The following is a 20,841-nucleotide window of genomic DNA, read 5'->3' on the forward strand; positions in this document are numbered from 1 at the left end:
CGCAATTAAGCGGATGGGGAAACCTGAGTGCGTTGTTGGACATTACCACGGCCCGGCTCAACTTGTATAGACAAGTCACGCCTGCGCCGCCAACCGGTATTATACGAAATCCGTCGCCACAAAACAGAAACGGCAGCCGTGCGGCTGCCGTTTTAAGTGCTTCTTAATCAAGTATTAGTCGTAAGTCGCGTACACCGTCACGCCGCTGTAACTGGTCTTGGCCTTCAGCATGATGTAGTACCAGTGGCCGGCCACCGGGTTGGGCAGGTACAGGTTTTCCGCGTTGCCGGCGCTGGCCGACACCATGTCGTACGAGGCCACGCTCGGATAGCGGTCCAGCGCCAGGTACAGGTCGACGTCGCCGCTGCCGCCGCGGCTGTACACTTTGACGTTCTTGGCGCCGGCCGGCACCATCAGGAACAGATAACCCTGGCTGCTCGAGGCCTGGCCGGTGATGCCGCAGTTCTTGCCCAGGTAGGTCAGCGAGGAGCAGCGCGGCAGTTGCGGTTCCGGCAGCGGCGGCTGGCCGGCGGTGGTGGCGTTGTTCACCCAGTCGGCGAACTCGGCGTCGTAGCTGGTGCCGATGCGGCCCATGAAGTCCTGGTAGGTGCTGTAGGCGCCGACGCGGAAATCACCCAGCACGGCGTCGACGTCGGCGCGGTGCCGCTCGATCATGAAGCGGGTCGCCATGTAACCCCAGCGATAGGCCCGGTTCACATAGTCGTTCATGCCGTAGGTGTTGCCGAAGATCTGGCTCAGGCGGTAAGTACCGGTCTTCGCCATGTCGATCGCCACCTGGTTGTTATTCTTCAGCGACATGTACTCGGCGATGCCCTCGATCCACCACACGGTCGGCACCGAGGTGCCCATGTTGAAATCACCTACCATGTCGAAACGGCCGTCCAGGTAGTGGACGAACTCGTGCTCCAGGTTCCACACCTGGAACGTCGGCCGCAGCCACGAGGCTTCGTGGGCGATGAAGCGCGCCTGGTTGCCGGGCTGGTCAGGCTCGCCTTCCAGGTACATGCCGCCGTTGTTGGTGTCGATGCCGTAGATGATGGAGGCGTACTTGCTGTAGTTGGTGTAGTCGTCGAACACCACCAGTTCCAGCGAGCTGTTGTTGTCGTTGGCCACCGGCGTGCGGTTGGTCTTCAACATCTCGTGCACATAGCCCTCTTCCACCGCCAGCTTGTCGCAGCTGTCCTGCATCTGCGCCGGCGTCATGTCCTGGGCGCGGATGTGCAGCGTCGGGCTGCAATCCTTGCTGTACTTGAGCACGGCGTTGGCCAGCTTGGTGACGTAGTCGCAAGTGCCGTAGTCGGCGCAATTGCTGTTGTCGTAGTACTTGACGGCGGTGGCGGCGGCCAGCCACAGCTCGCTGTCGGTGCCGGTCATGCTGGAGCTCGACAACATGGCTTGCACCATCGGCTTGATGCCGGCCTTTAGCGCCGGATACTGCATGAAGCGGAATGCCTCATTGGTGGCGTCGTTGAGCTGGTAGCCGTAGTAGTCGCCCAGCAGCGCCGCCTTGTTGGCGGTGACGAAGGCGTTCAGCGCGGTCGCATACGACAGGTCGTTTTGCAGCAGCGGCGTGCCTTCCGCACGGAAGTGGGAGTAGAACATCACCGTCAGCGCGGACGTGAAGCCGCCGCTGGCGCTGGCGTTGCGCAGCCCGGCGACCGCGTTCGGGTTGCTCGCGCTGTTGGTGTAGCGCTGCACCAGCGCCTTCACGCTGGACAGGTAGAACGGCTCGTCATGCATATTGGTGATCAGGCGCAGCACCTCGCCGGCGGTGCTGGTGGCCACCGGGTTGGGCGCATACAGCGCCGTGCCGTCGGCCAGCTGCTTGATCGGCGTGCGCAGCGCGGTCTTCAGCGACTGGGCCGGCTGGGCGATGGTGCCGCCCTCGGCCAGGTAGTAGCCGGCGCGCAGATACAGCGTCAGGTTGACCAGCGCCATATTGCTGGCGTTGTAGCTGCCCGCTTCCTGCGTCAGGCGGCTGGCGATGGCGTTGAAGTTGGCGGCCGAGTAGACCGTCGCGCCCTGCGCCGGCGTCAGCGAGAACAGGCCGTAGGTGCATTCGTAGTCCGGCAGGTTGACCAGGTAGTCGGCCAGCGCGGCGCCGCTGTAGGTGGCCAGCTTGCCCATGTCCTTGCATTCCGGCGTGGCGCTCAGCGGCGTCAGGCTGTTGCGCTGCTGGCGCGGCAACAGGTCGTAGCGTGGCTTGGTGGTCGGCGCCAGCCGGTACTTCGACTGCTCCAGCGACGGCGGCAAACTCTGGCGCTCGTGCGGCATGGGCGCCTGCTTCAGGCGGCCGTGCTGGTCCGCGGCCGGATTGGCGCTTTGCTCGGCATGGGCGGTGATGGTCAGGCTGGCCACGCATAGGCCGCCCAGATACAGGATGTTCCTCGATAACGACATGTCTGCCTCTTTTCTTCAAGAATAGTTATTGGTCTGTGCCGCGCTGGTTGGGCGGCAAGGAAATACTAGCTTGACAAGATTGCAGGGCATTGCGCGCACCGGAGGCGCGCGGGCGGTTCGGTCTATTTAGACAGCCGGGGGTGCGGGAACGGCACAGCGCTGCCGCCGAAAAACCACACTCTGCGTGCGCGGACGGGCTTCAGGCGCCCAGTTCCTGCCACAAGGAGACGGCCGGCGCCGCCTGCGCGCGCGCGCCGTGGTGTTGGGCGCGGTACTGCACCGGCGTCATGCCGGTCAGCGCCTTGAACTGGCGGCTGAAGGCGCTGTGGTCGGAATAGCCGCAATCGTTGGCGATGTCGGCGATGCTGCGGTGCTGGTCGGCTTCGATCAGCGCCAGCGCGCCGTTGAGCCGCGATTGCAGCAGCAGCTGGCGCGGGCTGTAGTGGAACACGCGCTGGAACAGCCGCTCCACCCGCGCCAGCGGCAGGCCGGCTTCCTGCGCCAGCTGGTTCAGGCACAGGGGTTCCTTGTAGTTGTCGCGGATGTGCTGGGCGATGCTGGCGATCTGGCGGTACACCGGGTGGTGGTCGTCGGCCAGCCCGAGGTCGTGCGAGGTGCCGACCAGGCCGACGATGGCGCCGGCGTCGTCGCGCAGCGGGGTCTTGTGGGTCAGGCACCAGCCGTGGCGGCGGTTGGGATAGAGGTGCAGTTCCAGGTGCTTGCTGATGGTGTGGCCGGCCTCGATCACTTCGCGGTCCTGCGCCATGTAGTTCTGCGCCAGGTGGCGCGGATGCACTTCCAGCACGGTCTTGCCGACGATTTCCTGCTTGGTGCGCAGGCCGCAGCGGCGCACCAGCGTGCGGTTGGCGGCCAGGTAGCGGCCGTCGCGGTCCTTGACGAAAAAGGCGACATCGCTCAGTTCATCGAACAGGATTTCAATCGCATTCAGCTCGACGTTTTGCATCGCTCCTCCAGTTGCCTAGGTGATAAGATAAACAATATTACCTTATCCTTGCCCGCACCGGAACCTTGCCGTGAGAATACACACACCGGGTGTACCCCCGCTCTCCTTCTAGCAAACCTGCTGAATTTTTTACTGAATCCTACTGAATCGGGCTTCCACGGGCTGTCGCTGTCCAACTCAGTAAATCCAAGCAGAACTCAGTAGATTTCAGTAAGCAGAGCAGCATGGTTGCTAGAAGGAGCGTGCTGCCCCTCCCGTAGCCAGCCGGTTAGCGCGCCGCCTCCCAGCCGCGCGAGCGCTCGACCGCGCGCCCCCACTGCGCCAGCAACTCGGCGCGGCGCTCGGCCGACATGGCCGGCTCGAAACGGCGTTCGCACGACCATTGCGCGGCGATTTCTTCCTGCGTCTCCCAGAAGCCCACCGCCAGCCCGGCCAAATAGGCCGCGCCCAGCGCCGTGGTCTCGGTCACAGTCGGCCGCACCACCGGCACGCCCAGCAGGTCGGCCTGGAACTGCATCAGCAGATCGTTGCGGGCCGCGCCGCCGTCGGCGCGCACCTCGGCCAAGGGAATGGCCGCATCTTTCTGCATGGCCGCCATCAGCTCCGCGCTTTGATAGGCGATCGCCTCCAGCGCCGCGCGGGCGATGTGGCCGCGGTGGCTGCCCCGGCTCAGGCCGACCAGCGCGCCGCGCGCATACGGGTCCCAGTGCGGCGCGCCCAGCCCGACAAAGGCCGGCACCATGAACACGCCGCCGCTATCGGGCACGCTGGCGGCCAGCGCCTCGACCTCGCTGGACTGCTGGATGATGCCCAGCCCGTCGCGCAGCCACTGCACCGTGGCGCCGCCCATGAACACGCTGCCCTCCAGCAGATAGTCGGTGGCGCCGTCGACCCGCCAGCCGACCGTGGTCAGCAGCCGGTTGTGCGAGGCCACCGCATGCCGGCCCAGGTGCATCAGCATGAAGCAGCCGGTGCCGTAAGTATTCTTGACCATGCCCGGCTTGTGGCAAGCCTGGCCGAAGGTGGCGGCCTGCTGGTCGCCGGCGATGCCGGCCACCGGGATCTCGGCGCCGAACAGCGCCGCCTTGGTGTGGCCGACCTCCTCGCTGGAGGACACCACCTGCGGCAGCATCTCTTCCGGAATATCGAACAGGTGCAGCAGGTCGTGGTCCCAGCGCATCAGGTGTATGTTGAACAGCATGGTGCGCGAGGCGTTGCTGACGTCCGTCACATGGCGCCCGGTCAGCTTGTAGACCAGCCAGCTGTCGATGGTGCCGAAGGCCAGCGCGCCGTGGCGCGCCCGCTCGCGCGCGCCCGGCACGTGGTCGAGCAGCCATTTGAGCTTGGTGGCGGAAAAATAGGCGTCCAGCTCGAGGCCGGTGATGGCGGTGATCTTTTGGGCCTTGCCGTCGGCGCGCAGCGCCTCGCAGTAGTCGGCCGTGCGGCGGTCCTGCCAGACGATGGCCGGCGCGATCGGCTCGCCGCTCTTGCGGTCCCACACCACGGTGGTCTCGCGCTGGTTGGCGATGCCGATCGCCAGGATCTGGCTGCCGTCGACATGGTTGTCGTGCAGGACCTTGCGCGCCACGGTGAGCTGGCTGTTCCAGATCTCGTTGGGATCGTGCTCGACCCAGCCCGGCTGCGGGAAGTGTTGTGGAAATTCCTGCGCCGCGCTGCCGCAGATGTGGCCCTGATGGTCGAACAGGATGGCGCGCGAGCTGGTGGTGCCTTGATCCAAGGCCAGTATGTATTTTTTCATCGGCAAAGTCCCCGGGAGCGCCGCGGCGTGCGCGTCGGTCCCGCGGCAGCCGCGAACATCGTTATTAGTTGAAGCAAGCCGATAGGCCGGATTTTGTTACGGCGCAGGCGAACCTGCGCTATGACAGCCATTCCTCTAGGCGCTGGATTACTCCAGCGCTCAAGCTTCCTACCCGCACGCTCCGCGAGCAGCATCATCGCGTGCCTATTTGGAATTGCACCAGGTGGAGGTTACCGCGTTTCACCGTAACTTAATACGCTCGTCTCTGTGGCCCTATTCCTCGCCTTATACCTTGGGCTTGCGCTTGCGGCTTTCAGCGGACGGCCGTTAACCGTCACCCCGCTCTATGGAGTCCGGACCTTCCTCCCGCCAGGCATTACGCACTGGCCAGCGGCTGTCTGGCTTGCTTCAATCGCTATTGTACCAGCCCACCCCTCTAATTCTGAAATTTGGTGTCGCCATTTGAAAAGCCGCCGCCTTTTCCCGGCCGTAGAATGCAGGACACCGCACCTCTACCTAGACCCCGATAAGGCCAGACATGACGCAACCATCCCGCACCGGCGGCCAGATCCTGGTCGACGCCCTGAAGATCCACGGCGTCGACACCGCTTTCGGCGTACCCGGCGAAAGCTACCTGGACGTGCTCGACGCGCTGCACGACTCCGACATCCGCTTCATCATCAACCGCCAGGAAGGCGGCGCCGCCTTCATGGCCGACGCCTACGGCAAGATGACCGGCAAGCCCGGCATCTGCTTCGTCACCCGCGGGCCGGGCGCCACCAACGCCTCGATCGGCGTGCACACGGCGTTCCAGGATTCGACCCCGATGATCTTGTTCATCGGCCAGGTCGGCAACGACTTCGTCGACCGCGAAGCCTTCCAGGAGATCGACTACCGCCGCATGTACGGCCAGATGGCCAAGTGGGTGGCGCAGATCGACCGCGCCGACCGCGTGCCGGAATACATCGCCCGCGCCTTCCAGATCGCCACCAGCGGCCGTCCCGGCCCGGTGGTGCTGGCGCTGCCGGAAGACATGTTGACCGCCGTCGCGGCCGTGGCCGACACCCGCCGCTACCAGCCGGTGCAGGCGTCGCCGTCGGCCGCGCAGATCGAGCAAGTGCGCGCGCTGCTGGCCGGCGCCAAGAAACCCCTGGTGCTGCTGGGCGGCGGCGGCTGGAACGCGCAAGCCTGCGCCGACCTGCAGGCGTTCGCCGAAGCGAACCACCTGCCGGTGTCGTGCGCGTTCCGTTTCCAGGACCTGCTCGACAACGCCCACCCTAACTATGTCGGCGACGTCGGCATCGGCATCAATCCCAAGCTGGCCGCGCGCGTGCGCGAGGCCGACGTGATCCTGGCCATCGGCCCGCGCTTGGGCGAGATGACCACCGGCGGCTACGCGCTGATCGCCGCGCCGGTGCCGGCCCAGCGCCTGATCCACGTGCACGCCGACGCCGAGGAACTGGGCAGCGTCTACCAGGCTGAACTGATGATCAACAGCGGCATGCCGCAAATGACGGCGATGCTGGCGGCGATGGCGCCGGTCGATGCTTCCGCCTGGCAAGGCACGGTGGCCGAAGCGAAGGCCGACCTGGCCGCGTGGCAGCGCCAGCCGACTATCTTCCAGGACGGCACTGCGCCGCTGGACCTGTGGCAGGTGGTGCAGCAGATCGACCAGATCGCCCCGCACGACACCATCATCACCAACGGCGCCGGCAACTACGCCACCTGGGCGCACCGCTTCCACAGCTACGGCGGCATGCGCACGCAGCTGGCGCCGACCAGCGGCGCCATGGGCTACAGCGTGCCGGCCGGCGTGGCGGCCAAGATCATCGCTCCACAGCGCACCGTGATCACCTTCGCCGGCGACGGCGAATACATGATGAACGGCCAGGAGCTGGCCACCGCGGTGCAGTATCGTGCGGGCGTGGTCATCATCGTGTTCAACAACGGCATGTTCGGCACCATCCGCATGCACCAGGAGCTGCACTACCCTGGCCGCGTGTCCGGCACCACGCTGCACAACCCGGACTTCGCCGCGCTGGCGGCGGCCTACGGCGGCCACGGCGAGGTGGTCGAAGCGACGGCGGACTTCGCACCGGCATTGGAACGCGCGCTGGCCTACGCCAACAGCGAGCGGCTGCCGGCCGTGATCGAGCTGCGCTACGACGGCAACCTGATCACGCCGGGCGCCACGCTCGACACCATCCGCAAGAACGCGCTGGCCGCCAAGTAACCCCGGCGGGGGTCAGGTCTGACATTCGGACACGACCTCTACCGTACACGCCTGTACGGCCGGGGCCGTGTCCGAATGTCAGACTTGACCCCCAATGAAAACCGCCGGCTCAGAGGCCGGCGGTGGTGGTCTTGTCGGCCTCGATGACCGGGGCCGGCAACTCTTCTTGCAATTCCTTCTTCTGCTTGGGCGCCGGACAGGCGCGGCAGGCGCCGGCCTTGCGGCCGAAATCGGTCACCCGCGACAGCCGCATCGGCACCGCCGCGTCACCGCAGTAGCCGCCATCTAGCACCAGCGTCTTGCCGCCGTCGGCCAGCTTGCCGCTGATGGTGCGCTCGTCCTCGTCCGGCGGCCGCACCGTGAAGTACAACTGCTGGCCGCGCGGGTCGATGGTGACGTCGCTGGCCACCACCGGCCAGCTCAGGCCGCCAGCTGTGTATTCATACAGCACCGTATCCACTTCTGAAAACCGTTGCAAGGTGATGCGCTGCCCGCCGAACTCGCCGCTATCCATGTGGATGCACAGGTCCGAGTACACCACCATGCCATAGCGCGGCAGGCTGCCGCCCGGCGCGGCCGGCTTGCGCGCCACCTTGGGCGCGGCGAACACGGCGCAGGAAGCGAGCAATATGGCGCCGGCCAGCGCGGCGCGTCGTGAGGTCGTCATCGTAACGGCTTTCAGAAATGAACAACGGCTGCACCAGGCAGCCGTTGTGGATACTAACTGATCAGATCAGATTAGAACGAGTGACGCATGCCCAGGTTGAAGGCTTTGTCGCCCGAACCAGCTTCGGTGTTGTTACCAACGGTGTAGCTAGCGCCGTTCTTGTTCTTGATCTTAGCGAAAGCAACGTAGGTGCTGGTGCGCTTCGACAGAGCGTACGAGTAGCCAACTGCCCACTGGTCTGCATCGTGGTTAGCGACTTCTTTGTCGTTCTTGCGGGTGTACGACGCCATCAGGGTGCCGTTAGGACCGATAGGAGCGGTAGCACCGATCAGAGCAACGCTGCTGTCTTTCGACGCCAGAGGAGCGACGACGTAGCCGAATGGGTTGTTGCCGTTAGCCAGAGCCGAGCTGTTGGTGCCCTTGTCTTTGCTGTAAGCAGCGAAAGCCTTAACCACGACGAAGTCGTAGTTAGCAGCGATCAGGGTGTTGCGGCCGATGTCGGTGCTCAGCTTAGGAGCAACGGTGTCGTTGTTGCGTGCATTGTAAGCAACGCGAACGTTCAGAGGACCGTTCGAGTAGCCAGCCCATGCGCCGATTTGGCGTTGTGCCGATGCGTCGCCAGCTTGCTCGCCTACCGAGTAGGACACTTCGCCCTGGAAGCCTTCGATCGATGGCGACTGGTACACGATAGCGTTGCTGTTGCGGGTGTTGTTGCCAGCCACGCCGAACAGGTTCTTGGCGGTACCAGCGTAGCCCATTGCGAACGGGTCAGCCACGTCACGCACGGTTTCGTAGTAAGGGGTGTACTGACGGCCCAGGGTCAGCTGGCCGGCGGTGGTCGACTTCAGACCAACGTAGGACTGACGGTTAGCGATCGAACCAGCAACATCGGACTCGCCGGTGTCAGCTTTGATGCCCGATTCCAGCACGAAGACAGCGCTCAGACCACCGCCCAGATCTTCCGTACCTTTGAAACCCAGACGGGAGGCCGAGCCTACGCCGCTGGTGACTTTGGTGGTGTTGGCAACGCCGCCGCGCTCGCTGACGATACCGGCATCGACGATACCGTAGATCGTTACGTTCGATTGTGCAAATGCTGCCGAGCTCATTGCGCCCAGGACGGAGATGGCGATAAGGGATTTTTTCATTACGTGTTTCCTTCAGTTGTGTTGCTGTAAAAAGGTAAAGCTAGTATTACGGCGTGTTCGGTGCTTATCGGCGCCTTCTGCTGCGCCGTCTATGCGTGAGGGCAAACTCCCCAGCTGCCACTATGCGGTCCCGGCTTGCGGGTCGCGTTCACTTAAGTTGCGGCCGATTGTATCGACGCCGGCTTTATCGCAGCGCAAAATGCGCCAGAGGCGGCACTATACTGATGCTTTGCTTGTCGATCAAGTGTAAAAGCGTTCATGTTGCCTGCCATTACCCCGACCGTTTTCAAAACAGCAGCATTTTACCGCATCGCAATATTTCCTGCCGAGTAAGCCTAACTAGCCCGGTAATTCCGCCCGATGCATCCATTGCAGCATCCCGTTGTGCAGGCTGCCCGAGTGACAAATGCAAGCGCTAGGCATGCGTGACTACATCGTTGTCGGACCAAGTAAAAATAGCCACTTTGCTATTTCTGACGCCATTTTATACTGAAGCACCCCGCCGTTCGCCTCGACTCAATGGTAATAAGCTTACAACTCAGGACTTTGTTTGGCAGTTTATATCGCCAAAATAGCCCGGAGACCAACTTTGCTCATAGTGATAGCCCTTTATTAGTGTAGGAAATTCTGTCGTCTCCGTAAGGTGTTGCACTGCATCAGCAATTTGTAAGAAATTGCTACGTGTTGCGAATCGGAGACACTTCGCGCGACAAGTCTTGCAAAATACGACGGAATGCTGTGGGAATCGCGCAGCATCTGCATGAATCCCTTGCATGCCGCGCGCCGGGCCGCCGCGTTTGATCTGGCGCATAAAACCGGGGCCGCGGCGGCCGTCCGGCGTCGAAATGACGCTCACTGCAACAGTTATTGGGATATTTTTCACACTCTTGCAAAATATCTTGTCCATGACAAAGCAAGGGGAAAGCCGATAAACAGTTCATTAGTTCTGTATGTCAACTGTGTGTCGTGGACAAGCACTTTTTCATAGCGAAAACGCGGCAAAACCCGATAGCGCGCACCATACTTTCGGGCGCAAATCGAATGTAAAATGCAGGTCGCGTGATCCGGGCCTGGCCTGTTCGCGCACTGTGCACCTGGACCCCGTGCCAACCCTCGCGACTGTCAAATAAATGGCCGCCGCCTATGCCTGATGACTATTAAAGTTTCCTCACAAACAGTTCCCAGCACGATCAGCGACGTCGAGCGCGACACCGGCGTCGCCAAGGAAACCCTGCGCGTGTGGGAACGGCGCTACGACTTCCCGCAGCCGCTGCGCGATCCGAACGGCGAACGGGTCTACCCGATCGAGCAAGTCCACAAGCTGCGCCTGGTCAAGCGCCTGATCGACCTGGGCTACCGCCCCGGCAAGGTGATCCAGTACACCACCCCCGAGCTGCAGGCGCTGAGCGGCCAGGCCAGCGGCGGCCAGCACGGCGCCAGCGCCACGCCGCCGGCCCTGCAAGGCTATCTGGACCTGTGCAAGAGCCACCAGATGGAGGCGCTGCGCCGCAAGCTGTCGCAGGCGCTGCTGATGATGGGCCTGAAAAGCTTCGTGATCGAGCTGGTGGCGCCGCTGACCGCGCTCATCGGCGAAGCCTGGGCCAGCGGCGCCCTCGCCACGTTCGAGGAGCACTTATATACCGAGTCCCTGACGGTGGTCATGCGCAGCGCCATCTTCGCCATGCCGCAGGCCAACGCCAGCAACCTGGGCGCGCCGCGCATCATGCTCACCACCCTGCCGCAGGAACGCCACGGCCTGGGCCTGCTGATGGCCGAGGCGATGGGCGTGGCCGAAGGCGCGCACTGCATCTCGCTGGGCGTGCAGACGCCGCTGCTCGACATCGTCGAGGCGGCGCGGGTGCAGCGGGTCGACATCATCGCGCTGTCGTTCTCGGTCGGCATGAACGCGCGCCAGGCGCTCGACGCCCTGAGCGAGCTGCACACCCGCCTGGGCGGCGGCATCGAGCTGTGGGCCGGCGGCGGCAACGCCGCCTTCAAGCGGCGCCGCCCGCCGTATGTGCGGGTCTACGCCCTGTCCGACATCAGCGCCGCCATCGCCGAATGGCGCCAGCGCAACGTCCCGGTTGCCGGCTAAAACGTTGTCATTCCGGTAGCACCGGCGGGCGGGAGCACCGCGCTCTGGTAAAATAGCCGCATTTCCCCGTGTCCGGCGCTGCCGGACATCAGCTTGAAGCGCCCCCCAACCACATGTCCATGTTTAGTTTCTTCAAGAAAAAACCCGTCGCCCCGGAAGTGCCTGAGGTCAAAACCCCGGCACCGGCCCCCACCCCCAGCGCAGTAATCCACCCCGAAGCGCCGCCCGTAGCGCTGCCCGAACTGCTGCCGATCGAGGAACCGGCGCCGAAACTGTCGTGGATGTCGCGCCTGAAGGCCGGCCTGTCCAAGACCTCGAACAACCTGTCCATCCTGTTCGTCGGCGCCAAGATCGACGACGAGCTGTACGAGGAGCTGGAGGCGGCGCTGCTGATGGCCGACGCCGGCGTCGACGCCACCCAGTACCTGCTTGACGCCCTCAAGCAAAAGGTCAAGGACGACAAGCTGCTCGACGCCGCCGCCGTCAAGGCCGCCCTGAAGCAGCTGCTGATCGAGCTGCTGACCCCGCTGCAGCGGCCGTTCGAGCTGGGCCGCCACCAGCCGACCGTGATGATGATTTCCGGCGTCAACGGCGCCGGCAAGACCACCACCATCGGCAAACTGGCCAAACATATGCAGACCCACGGCCAGTCGGTGCTGCTGGCCGCCGGCGACACCTTCCGCGCCGCCGCCCGCGAGCAGCTGATGGTCTGGGGCCAGCGCAACAACATCACGGTGATCTCGCAAGCCTCGGGCGACCCGGCCGCCGTCTCCTTCGACGCCGTGCAGTCCGGCAAGGCCAAGGGCCTGGACGTGGTGATGATCGACACCGCCGGCCGCCTGCCGACCCAGTTGCACCTGATGGAGGAGCTCAAGAAAGTCCAGCGCGTCATCGCCAAGGGCATGGAAGGCGCGCCGCACGAAACCTTGCTGGTGATCGACGGCAACACCGGCCAGAACGCGCTGGCCCAGGTCAAGGCCTTCGACGACGCCCTCAAGCTGACCGGCCTGGTCATCACCAAGCTCGACGGCACGGCCAAGGGCGGGGTGCTGGCCGCCATCGCCCGCGTGCGCCCGGTGCCGGTGTACTTCATCGGCATCGGCGAAAAGATCGAAGACTTGCAGCCCTTCGTCGCCGCCGAATTTGTCGAAGCCCTGCTGGGCTAACCCCACCGATAAGCCGCCATGATCGAATTTCGCAAGGTCTCGAAACAATACTCCCCCGACGCGACGGCGCTGCGCGACGTCTCGTTCACGGTGGCCAAGGGCGAGCTGGTGTTCCTGGCCGGCCCCTCGGGCGCCGGCAAGTCCACCCTGCTGAAGATGATCGCCGCCATCGAGCGCCCCAGCGCCGGCCAGGTGATCGTCAACGGCCAGGACATCGCCCGCATCAAGCCGGCCGCCGTGCCCTTCCTGCGCCGCAACCTGGGCCTGATCTTCCAGCAGCAGCGCCTGCTGACCGACCGCTCCATCCTGGCCAACGTCATGCTGCCGCTGCTGGTGACGGGCGCCTCGCGCGCCCAGGCCGAGCAGCGCGCGCGCGCCGCCCTCGACAAGGTCGGCCTGCTCGAGCGCGCCGACGCCCAGCCGCTGGCCCTGTCCGGCGGCGAGCAGCAGCGGGTGTCGATCGCGCGCGCCATCGTCAACCGCCCGCAAGTCATCCTGGCCGACGAGCCGACCGCCAACCTGGACCGCGCCAGCGCCAACCAGGTGCTCGACGCGCTCAAGGCTTTCCATTCGGTGGGCGTGACCTGCCTCATTTCCAGCCACGATGAACAGATGCTGGATGCGGCCGCGCGCGTCATCCATCTCAAGCAAGGTCAACTGGAGGTGACGGCATGACGCTGTGGTTCCGACAACACCGCTACGCGCTGGCCGCGGCGCTGGTCCACCTGCGCCGCTCGCCCGGCGGCTTTCTGTTCAACATATTGGTGGTGGCGATCGCGCTGGCGCTGCCGTTCACCGGCGTCACCCTGCTCGACAACGTGCGCCCGATGTCCGAGCAGCTGTCGGTCGATCCCGAGATCAGCGTCTTCCTCAAGCAGGACACCCCGCGCGAGCAGGCCGAGGCGCTGGCCGTGTCGCTGCGCCAGACCGTCAAGGACAAGCAGGCCAAGATCATCTTCACCCCGCGCGAAAAGGCGCTCGACCAGCTCAAGGACAAGAGCGGCCTGGCCGACGTGCTGACCACCCTGGGCGACAATCCGCTGCCGGACAGCTATGTGCTCAAGCTGGACGCCTTCCGCAACGCCCTGGCCGGCGGCGATGTCGACCAGCTGGCCGAGCAGATCCGCGCCCTGCCCGGCGTCGACACGGTGCAGGTCGATTCTGCCTGGGTCAAGCGGCTGGCGGCGCTGCTCAACGTGCTGCGGCTGGCGCTGCTGCTGCTGGCGGCCACCCTGGGCACGGTGGTGATCGCGGTCATCTTCAACACCATCCGCCTGCAGGTGATGACCCAGCGCGAGGAAATCCTGGTCTCCAAGCTGATCGGCGCGACCGACAGCTTCATCCACCGCCCCTTCTACTACACCGGCGCGCTGCTGGGCCTGTGCGCCGGCGGCGTGGCGCTGGGCGCGGTGTCGCTGGCGCTGCGCCCGCTGAACATCGCGATTGCCGAATTCGCAAGATTGTACGCCTCCGAATTCCAGCTGGCGCCGCTGCCGCCGCTGGCCATGGCCGGCCTGCTGGCGCTGTCGGCCGGCCTCGGCCTGGCCGGCGCGCTGCTGTCGGTGCAGCGCCACCTGTCCCGCCTGAACTGATCCCGCGTCCTTCCGTGCGTCCCCGCACGGAAGCGCCCCTCCCTACCCGCTTAGCATTAAGTCCAGCCTAAGCTGCGGCGCGCATGCTGGCCCAGACACCACCATGATGTGGAAAAACCTCATAGCGTCTTGCTATCGAAGCAATTAATATCCGGTGATTGGCACTCGACGAAGGAGAGTGCTAATATAGCTGAACTGAAGAGCAAAACAATTCTCTACAGCATCAAGCAACATTAAGAACAAGCAATATCATCGAGCGAAGGAATGAATATGACTATGATGTCCGCACCGACCGCCTTGGTACCTGCGACCAATCGCGCCCTGGGACTCGGGTTCACTGGCAACCTGGGCAACCTGGACGCCTATATTTCGGCCGTCAATCGCCTGCCGATGCTGACGCACGACGATGAAATCTCGCTGGCCAGGCGCCTCAAGGAACAGAACGACCTCGGCGCCGCCCAGGAACTGGTGTTGTCGCACCTGCGCCTGGTGGTGTCGATCGCCCGCGGCTACCTGGGCTACGGCCTGCCGCACGCCGACCTGATCCAGGAAGGCAATATCGGCCTGATGAAGGCGGTCAAGCGCTTCGACCCGGACCAGGGCGTGCGCCTGGTATCGTACGCGATGCACTGGATCAAGGCCGAGATGCACGAGTACATCCTGAAAAACTGGCGCCTGGTCAAGGTGGCGACCACCAAGGCGCAGCGCAAGCTGTTCTTCAACCTGCGCAGCCACAAGACCGGCCTGGACGCGATGACGCCGACCCAGATCGACAGCCTGGCCAAGCTGCTGGACGTCAAGCGCGAAGAAGTGATCGAGATGGAAACCCGCCTGAGCGGCCGCGACATCGCGCTGGAGTCGCCCAACGACGACGAGGACGACAAGTTCGCCCCGATCGCCTATCTGTCGTCCGAAGCGAGCGAGCCGACCCGCGTGCTGGAAGCCGAACAGGTGACCCGTTTGCAATCGGAAGGCCTGGAAGAGGCGCTGGGCAAGCTGGACGCCCGTTCGCGCCGCATCGTCGAGAGCCGCTGGTTGGCCAACGACGACGGCTCCGGCGCCACCCTGCACACCTTGGCGGAAGAGTTCGGCGTCTCGGCCGAGCGCATCCGCCAGATCGAAGTGGCGGCGCTGAAAAAGATGAAGGGCTCGCTGGCCGCCTACGTCTAAGAGTCAACCCCGCGCGCGTTCAGCGATACGCTTGCCGCGCCGCTTAGGGGTCTGACCCCGAACGGGGTCAGACCCCGCCTGGCCGTGCGGGGTAAAAAAAGCCGCCCGGTTCGCACCGCGCGGCTTTTTTACGCCGCCAGGCTTTGCGCCAGCAGTTCACCGACCAGCTGGTTCAGGTCGATATCGCGTTGTTTCGCCCTGTCGTGCAGCTGCTGCACCAGGTCGCCGTTCAGCTTGACCGCGAACGGCACCAGCCCCAATGCCTGATCGCGCTTGCGCTGCTCCCGCTTGTCGACCACCTCGGCCACCTTGCCGAAGCTGGCGCCGCCGGGGGCGGACATCTGGCCCATCAATTTTTTAGCGTCGCTTTTCGCCATGCCGGTCTTTTTCATTTTGTTCAGTCAATGTGATTCAGGGCCCCTATTCTACGGCACATAGTTTGACCCAGCGCTGTAAAGCTGCGGTTCGTGCGACATGGGCATGATCTTTTTGCTAAGCTTGCCGTCTACTTCGAAGGAAGAGATATCTATGAAATCCACATTATCCAGGCAGTTGATCATCCTGCCGCTGCTGGTGGCCATGCTGGCGCTGCTGCATGCCTGCGGCTGCGCGTCGGCCATCAACCGCGCCGCCGCCACGCCGCAGGCGTTCTCGCAGACCTACGTGCTGACCCAGGGCGCCAGCGTGGCCATCGCGCCGGCCGCCGCGCCCGGCGTCAGCGGCGCCACCGCCGGCGCGCCCAGCCTCAAGCTGGAGCGCGTCAACGACAGCCGCTGCCGCACCGGCGCCGTCTGCGTCTGGGCCGGCTACATCAGCTACAGCTTCGCGCTGACCGCCCCGGACGGCACCACCAGCAACTTCGTGCTGTCCGACAGCATGCCCAACGCCAGCGCCAGCGTCACGCAAAACGGCCTGACCTTCACGCTGACCGGCGTCGAGCCGCAGGCGGTCCCTGCCAAGAATGAAGCAGCGCCGGATTATCGGGTAAGCTTGAGGGTGAGCAACGCACCTTCATCCTAACCCGGACCCAGCGCACCCATGACCCAGCCCCGCCGCCCCGCCCGCACCGTTCTCGTTACCACCCTCATCCTGACGTTGATCCTGCCACCGGCGGCCTGGGCCAAGACCCCGGTCGCCACCGGCAGCGGCGGCGCCGTCGCCACCATCAGCGAGCCGGCGTCCAGGGCGGCGCTGGCCATTCTCAACCAGGGCGGCAACGCCATCGACGCCGCCGTCGCCGCGGCGGCAACGCTGGGCGTGACCGATCCGTTCAGCTGCGGCATCGGCGGCGGCGGCTTCATGGTCATCTACCTGGCCAGGGACAAGCGCGTGATCACCGTCGACCACCGCGAAACGGCGCCGGCCAACTTCACGCCCACCGTGTTCCAGCGGGACGGCAAGATCATGGACTTCGACACCGTGGTCGCCAGCGGCATGGCGGTCGGCGTGCCCGGCGCCGTGCGCGGCTGGCACGAAGCGCTGGACCGCTACGGCTCGATGTCGTTCAAGCAGGTGCTGGCGCCGGCCATCGCCGTGGCCAGCGACGGCTTCGCCGTCAACGCCAACTTCACCCATCTGGTCGAGGACAGCGAGGCAAAGTTCCGCATGTTCCCCGACACCGCCGCGCTCTACCTGAAGAACGGCAAGGCCATCCAGCCCGGCAGCCTCCTGCGCAACCCCGGCCTGGCCAGGGCCTACCGCGAACTGGCGGCCGGCGGCGTCAAGGTTTTCTATGAAGGCAAGATCGGCCGCGCCGTGGTCGACGCGGTGAACCAGCCCAAGGTCGCCAGCGGCGTGCAGGTGCGCGCCGGCCAGATGACCATGGCCGACCTGGCCAACTACGAAGCGCGCCTGCGCCAGCCGGTGCACAGCACCTACCGCGGCTACGACCTGTACGGCATGCCCCTGCCGAGCAGCGGCGGCATCGCCATCGCCGAAGCGCTGAACATCCTCGAAGGCTACGACCTCAAGGCCATGCCCAAGGAGAAGGCCGAACACCTGTACCTGGAAGCGAGCCGCCTGGCCTTCGCCGACCGCAACGCCTACCTGGCCGATCCGGAGTTCGTCGAAGCGCCGGTGGCCGGCCTGCTGAACAAGGACTACGCCGCCCGCCGCCGCGAGCTGATCAACCCGAACCAGGCCAGCGTGCAAGCGCCGGCCGGCGATCCGTATCCGTTCCAGAACGACGTCAGCGTGCCGTTGCGCCCCAACGCCAACAAGCTGCTGGCCGAAGGCGCGCACACCACCCACCTGACCGTGTCGGACAAGGACGGCAACATCGTCTCCTACACCTACACCATCGAATCCTGGGGCGGCAGCGGCATCGTGGTGCCGGGCTACGGCTTCCTGCTGAACAACGAGATGACCGATTTCGACTTCTCCGGCCCGGCGCCCAACGTGCCGGAAGCGGGCAAGCGTCCGCGCAGCAGCATGTCGCCAACGCTGGCCTTCAAGAACGGCAAGCCGGCGTTCTCAATCGGCAGTCCGGGCGGCGCCACCATCATCACCACCGTGCTGCAGACCATCTTCAACTACGTCGACCTGGGCATGAGCATGCTGGACGCGGTCAACGCGCCGCGCCTGTCCGAGCGCAACGGCACGGCGACCGACGTCGAGCCCGGCTTCGCCGGCAGCGCGCAGGCCAAGGCGCTGGAAAAGACCGGCCAGCACTGGAACGCGCCGGAAGAAATCGGCGCCGCCAACGCGCTGGTGTTCAACCCGGACGGCACCATCACCGCCGTCAGCGAAGGCCACCGCCACGGCGCCGGCAGCGCGCTGGTGCAGAAGGCGGCGCACTAGCGGCGGTCGGCCTCATCGATGTCGTCCAGATATTTTGAATTGGGATAGAGCGGCTGGTGGGATGGCTGCTCCGGCATTGGATAATGATGCTTCGCCGTCCATTTCCTCATATCTGGAATAAGCCCGGGCTGCTCGCCCGGTGGACAGTCGTGCAGACATAGCCACGTCTTGCCCTGCAATCCGATCACTGGCTTGCGCGGATCAATGAAGCGCGACCAGCCAACGAAGTTGCCAATGAAACTGCCGTGCGGCGAGTAAGACGTTACGTCGATATAGGGCCGGTCGTCCTGATATAGTTGCGCGGTCCATTCACGGCAGCCGAAGCCGCCCGCATGGTCGCTGTCGTTCCATAAGGCGCCATATCGGCTCTCGTCCCAAACCGAACACACCGCAGGCGAAAACATGTCATTGCCTGGAATGCCTTGCGACCAGTCCGCGAGATAATAGAGTTTTCCAGAATCGGATTCGGCATCGACGGCCACCATGTGATCAAGCAAATTATGCCTGCCCCGCAGCATCCGCAGCTGTTTGCTGGCGCCTCCAATTCGCCCATCCTTGTCAAACGGGATTACAAAAATTCCCAGCGTAGCGGCAGGCCCCGCCTTCAGCTTGGCGAACGGTTCGAAGAATTCATTGGCATCGATGTAGGTGTCGCGAGATTCTGACCGCATCGTTTTAAGATTCTGCTTTCGCGCCGCGGCAACCATCGCCGCCATCATTTCCGATTCGCCTACGAACATGATGTATCGGATCTCCCAAGGGCGATCTATCCATCTACGGGATGAGTCCATGCCTGCACGATCAGCCGCGGCGCAGGAGTTCGCATGTGCTGCCAGCAGAGTCAGGGCCAGAAGTGTCAACAGTACTTTCTTCATTGCAGCTTAGGCTCCACTATTGTGATATGCAGGTGATTATTATGAAATTTCTCGACCTGACTTCGTTGTTCATTGGCCCCACCGGCCGTCTCGCGCGTATCAAATTTCATATACCAAGGATCAAGTATCTGCCGAATGCTGCTGTTTCGACTCAATTTGCTTCTCAAATCTGCCATCAACCCGGGCTCATCACGTCCACGTGCTTTATCCCACTCGCCTTTGGCTAATCGAAGCGATGTTTTAGACTCAGCTAAAAGTCTCCGAGCCTCTGCAACGTCTTTCTGTAGATCGTCAGTTTTCGCCGCGTCATGATTTTGGTGCAACTTACGTTCAGCCTTGGAGAGCGTTTCTTCCTTCGCTGCCGACTCCCTCTTTTTCTGCTCATAGTCCTCATACAGCCTCCGTTCCTCATCACTCACATTCTCTCCGTGACCGACGCGAGGCTTCGTCAAGGCACTACGATTCAGATGTACCTGCTGGGTCGCACTCTCGATATAGGTAACATCCAACCCAAGCCCCGCACGGTGCACAACGGAACCCAGCATTGGGCGCCAACATGAGGTGACCTGCACTTCAGTGACCGCGGCTGCATGTGCTTCAGTTATGAGGGCGGCAAAGGTACTTGGATGCGTGCGAGGTAGTACCCCCGCCAACAATGGACAGTAGGTAACGTTATTTCGCACGTTATCAGACTCCTGAAATTGCAAACGCAACGTCGATCGCGGCGCAGAATCGCTGGCTGGAAATTGCACCACCAACTCAGGCTTTGATAGCACCGCATAAATGCTGGTCACCGCATCGCGCACCGTCGGCGAAACATCGGCAGGTAGCCGATCCACGACCTCAGCCACGGTATAAAGATGGGAAATTTCCATCCATATATCACCGGTCAGCGTTGCCGAGTACAAGTCGATCTGCTTACCTCCAATGATAGACAAAACTGGCGCGGGCAAAACTGAGCGCTCGTGACCCAGTCGCCCGGGACGTTCGACAATTCTCACCAATACATCCCGTTCACCAGCCACAACCGTGTACACCGGATGCAAACGAAAATCCGGATGAGCATCGCTGTTGAGAAATAACGCCACCTTGCTGCCAGACGAAACGAGCAAGTTAATTTTCCGACTTTTGTCGAGGATGCCTGGCTGATCAGCGTAGGCGGATTGTACCTTGCCATCGACAGCCACCGCGTAGCGCAGCGCCAGGTCGGCGGCCGAAGCTTTGGTGTCGAACTCATAGCAGATGCTGCGCCGCGCTCCAACCTGCACCGTGGTGACCGTACCACCAGTGCTCAACGTGCTGCTGGCAACCGCCGCTTCGGAACTCATGTCCCGGCTCCACTTTCGTCAATATCCATTGGTGCTTCAACCTCCCAATGCAGCGTGATCGTGGCAGGATCGTGTCCAACTACCCGTTCGGTGTTGCCATCGGCATCCGTCACGCCGCGCAAGCTTTCGCCATCGGGCAATCCGATGCGATACGCGAGACCTGACACCGCAGCCCCAGTCTCTTCATCGACAGCCCGAAACGACGCAGTGTACTGTCCCTCCTTATGCGTGGATCCAGTCAGATTATCTGCACTATCGCTTCGGTCGGCGGCTCCACCAATGTCGATAAACATTCTGTTCTGGGTAGCCGTCAGGGTCGCGCCACACCCAGTTTTCATCCCATCCACTACTGTTCCAAGTCCGGCAAAGGTATGGAAGTCCAATCCCTCAATAATCGGGAACTTCCCTTTGCACTGAGGACAAAACGTCATATGCCCAAGCAGCGCAATCGGCTTACCATCGATTGTGGCAGTCTCACTGCCCTCGAGTACTTGCCCTCCGTGTGAGGTTGGGTCTCCCTTGCAGATAACAGCGCGTTGCATGGCTTACTCCGTGACACTATAAAGGTCTCACTTTAGCGAGACCTCGTGTCTACGGAATGATTTGGCGCAACATTGGCGGGAG

17 protein-coding genes and 1 other RNA gene are annotated in these 20,841 nt (G+C 63.4%); 8 read left to right on the forward strand and 10 right to left on the reverse strand.

Annotation, left to right across the window (positions count from 1 at the left end):
* Positions 1-174: 174 nt before the first annotated feature.
* From KVP70_RS15265 to rnpB, 4 genes are all read right to left on the reverse strand, one after another.
* Complete coding sequence (locus KVP70_RS15265) at positions 175-2,421, reverse strand: M9 family metallopeptidase (RefSeq protein WP_217943071.1); 2,247 nt, start codon at positions 2,419-2,421, stop codon at positions 175-177.
* Positions 2,422-2,620: 199 nt separating this feature from the next.
* Positions 2,621-3,385 (reverse strand): AraC family transcriptional regulator, encoded by a 765-nt coding sequence (locus KVP70_RS15270; RefSeq protein WP_217943072.1) that lies wholly within the window; start codon positions 3,383-3,385, stop codon positions 2,621-2,623.
* Between the two features lie 268 nt (positions 3,386-3,653).
* A complete protein-coding gene (gene glpK / locus KVP70_RS15275) occupies positions 3,654-5,144 on the reverse strand; it encodes a glycerol kinase GlpK (RefSeq protein ID WP_217943073.1) in 1,491 nt (496 codons plus the stop codon).
* A gap of 66 nt (positions 5,145-5,210) precedes the next feature.
* Positions 5,211-5,554: RNase P RNA component class A (rnpB, locus tag KVP70_RS15280), an RNA gene on the reverse strand.
* 128 nt (positions 5,555-5,682) lie between these two features.
* Between rnpB and KVP70_RS15285 the strand changes: the two genes are divergently transcribed.
* Positions 5,683-7,377 (forward strand): thiamine pyrophosphate-binding protein, encoded by a 1,695-nt coding sequence (locus KVP70_RS15285; protein WP_217943074.1) that lies wholly within the window; start codon positions 5,683-5,685, stop codon positions 7,375-7,377.
* A 109-nt stretch (positions 7,378-7,486) separates the two neighbouring features.
* Here the strand turns inward: KVP70_RS15285 and KVP70_RS15290 are convergent, their stop codons facing one another.
* Positions 7,487-8,044 carry a hypothetical protein gene (locus KVP70_RS15290; protein ID WP_217943075.1) on the reverse strand — a complete coding sequence of 186 codons (558 nt, stop codon included), beginning with the start codon at positions 8,042-8,044 and terminating at the stop codon, positions 7,487-7,489.
* 71 nt (positions 8,045-8,115) lie between these two features.
* Positions 8,116-9,192 carry a porin gene (locus tag KVP70_RS15295; protein ID WP_217943076.1) on the reverse strand — a complete coding sequence of 359 codons (1,077 nt, stop codon included), beginning with the start codon at positions 9,190-9,192 and terminating at the stop codon, positions 8,116-8,118.
* A 1,150-nt stretch (positions 9,193-10,342) separates the two neighbouring features.
* Between KVP70_RS15295 and KVP70_RS15300 the strand changes: the two genes are divergently transcribed.
* From KVP70_RS15300 to rpoH, 5 genes are all read left to right on the forward strand, one after another.
* On the forward strand, positions 10,343-11,287 hold the full coding sequence (locus tag KVP70_RS15300; protein ID WP_217943077.1) for a MerR family transcriptional regulator: 945 nt from the start codon (positions 10,343-10,345) through the stop codon (positions 11,285-11,287).
* Between the two features lie 119 nt (positions 11,288-11,406).
* Positions 11,407-12,453, forward strand: a complete 1,047-nt coding sequence (gene ftsY / locus KVP70_RS15305) for a signal recognition particle-docking protein FtsY (protein WP_217943190.1) — start codon at positions 11,407-11,409, stop codon at positions 12,451-12,453.
* Positions 12,454-12,471: 18 nt separating this feature from the next.
* The gene (locus KVP70_RS15310) at positions 12,472-13,128 is read left to right on the forward strand and encodes a cell division ATP-binding protein FtsE (RefSeq protein ID WP_217943078.1); all 657 of its coding nucleotides are present in this window, start codon (positions 12,472-12,474) and stop codon (positions 13,126-13,128) included.
* A complete protein-coding gene (ftsX, locus tag KVP70_RS15315; RefSeq protein WP_217943079.1) occupies positions 13,125-14,045 on the forward strand; it encodes a permease-like cell division protein FtsX in 921 nt (306 codons plus the stop codon). Before KVP70_RS15310 ends, ftsX begins: the two co-directional genes overlap by 4 nt.
* 270 nt (positions 14,046-14,315) lie before the next feature.
* Entirely contained in the window at positions 14,316-15,215 is a 900-nt protein-coding gene (rpoH, locus tag KVP70_RS15320) for an RNA polymerase sigma factor RpoH (RefSeq protein ID WP_217943080.1), read from the forward strand.
* Between the two features lie 128 nt (positions 15,216-15,343).
* On the opposite strand, the gene KVP70_RS15325 is transcribed toward rpoH, so the two are convergent.
* A complete protein-coding gene (locus tag KVP70_RS15325; protein WP_217943081.1) occupies positions 15,344-15,607 on the reverse strand; it encodes a hypothetical protein in 264 nt (87 codons plus the stop codon).
* A 136-nt stretch (positions 15,608-15,743) separates the two neighbouring features.
* Between KVP70_RS15325 and KVP70_RS15330 the strand changes: the two genes are divergently transcribed.
* Entirely contained in the window at positions 15,744-16,235 is a 492-nt protein-coding gene (locus tag KVP70_RS15330; protein WP_217943082.1) for a hypothetical protein, read from the forward strand.
* Positions 16,236-16,253: 18 nt separating this feature from the next.
* A complete protein-coding gene (ggt, locus tag KVP70_RS15335) occupies positions 16,254-18,014 on the forward strand; it encodes a gamma-glutamyltransferase (RefSeq protein ID WP_217943083.1) in 1,761 nt (586 codons plus the stop codon).
* Here the strand turns inward: ggt and KVP70_RS15340 are convergent.
* Genes KVP70_RS15340 through KVP70_RS15350 form a run of 3 tightly spaced genes read right to left on the reverse strand, consistent with a single transcriptional unit; the run spans position 18,011 to position 20,759 of the window.
* A complete protein-coding gene (locus tag KVP70_RS15340) occupies positions 18,011-18,889 on the reverse strand; it encodes a hypothetical protein (RefSeq protein ID WP_217943084.1) in 879 nt (292 codons plus the stop codon). The genes ggt and KVP70_RS15340 overlap by 4 nt on opposite strands.
* Positions 18,886-20,217, reverse strand: a complete 1,332-nt coding sequence (locus KVP70_RS15345) for a hypothetical protein (protein WP_217943085.1) — start codon at positions 20,215-20,217, stop codon at positions 18,886-18,888. The genes KVP70_RS15340 and KVP70_RS15345 overlap by 4 nt, the downstream gene beginning before the upstream one ends.
* Entirely contained in the window at positions 20,214-20,759 is a 546-nt protein-coding gene (locus tag KVP70_RS15350) for a PAAR domain-containing protein (protein ID WP_217943086.1), read from the reverse strand. Before KVP70_RS15350 ends, KVP70_RS15345 begins: the two co-directional genes overlap by 4 nt.
* Positions 20,760-20,841 lie beyond the last annotated feature (82 nt).

It is taken from the genome of Duganella violaceipulchra (assembly GCF_019166075.1).
Classification (GTDB): Bacteria; Pseudomonadota; Gammaproteobacteria; order Burkholderiales; family Burkholderiaceae_D; genus Rugamonas; species Rugamonas violaceipulchra.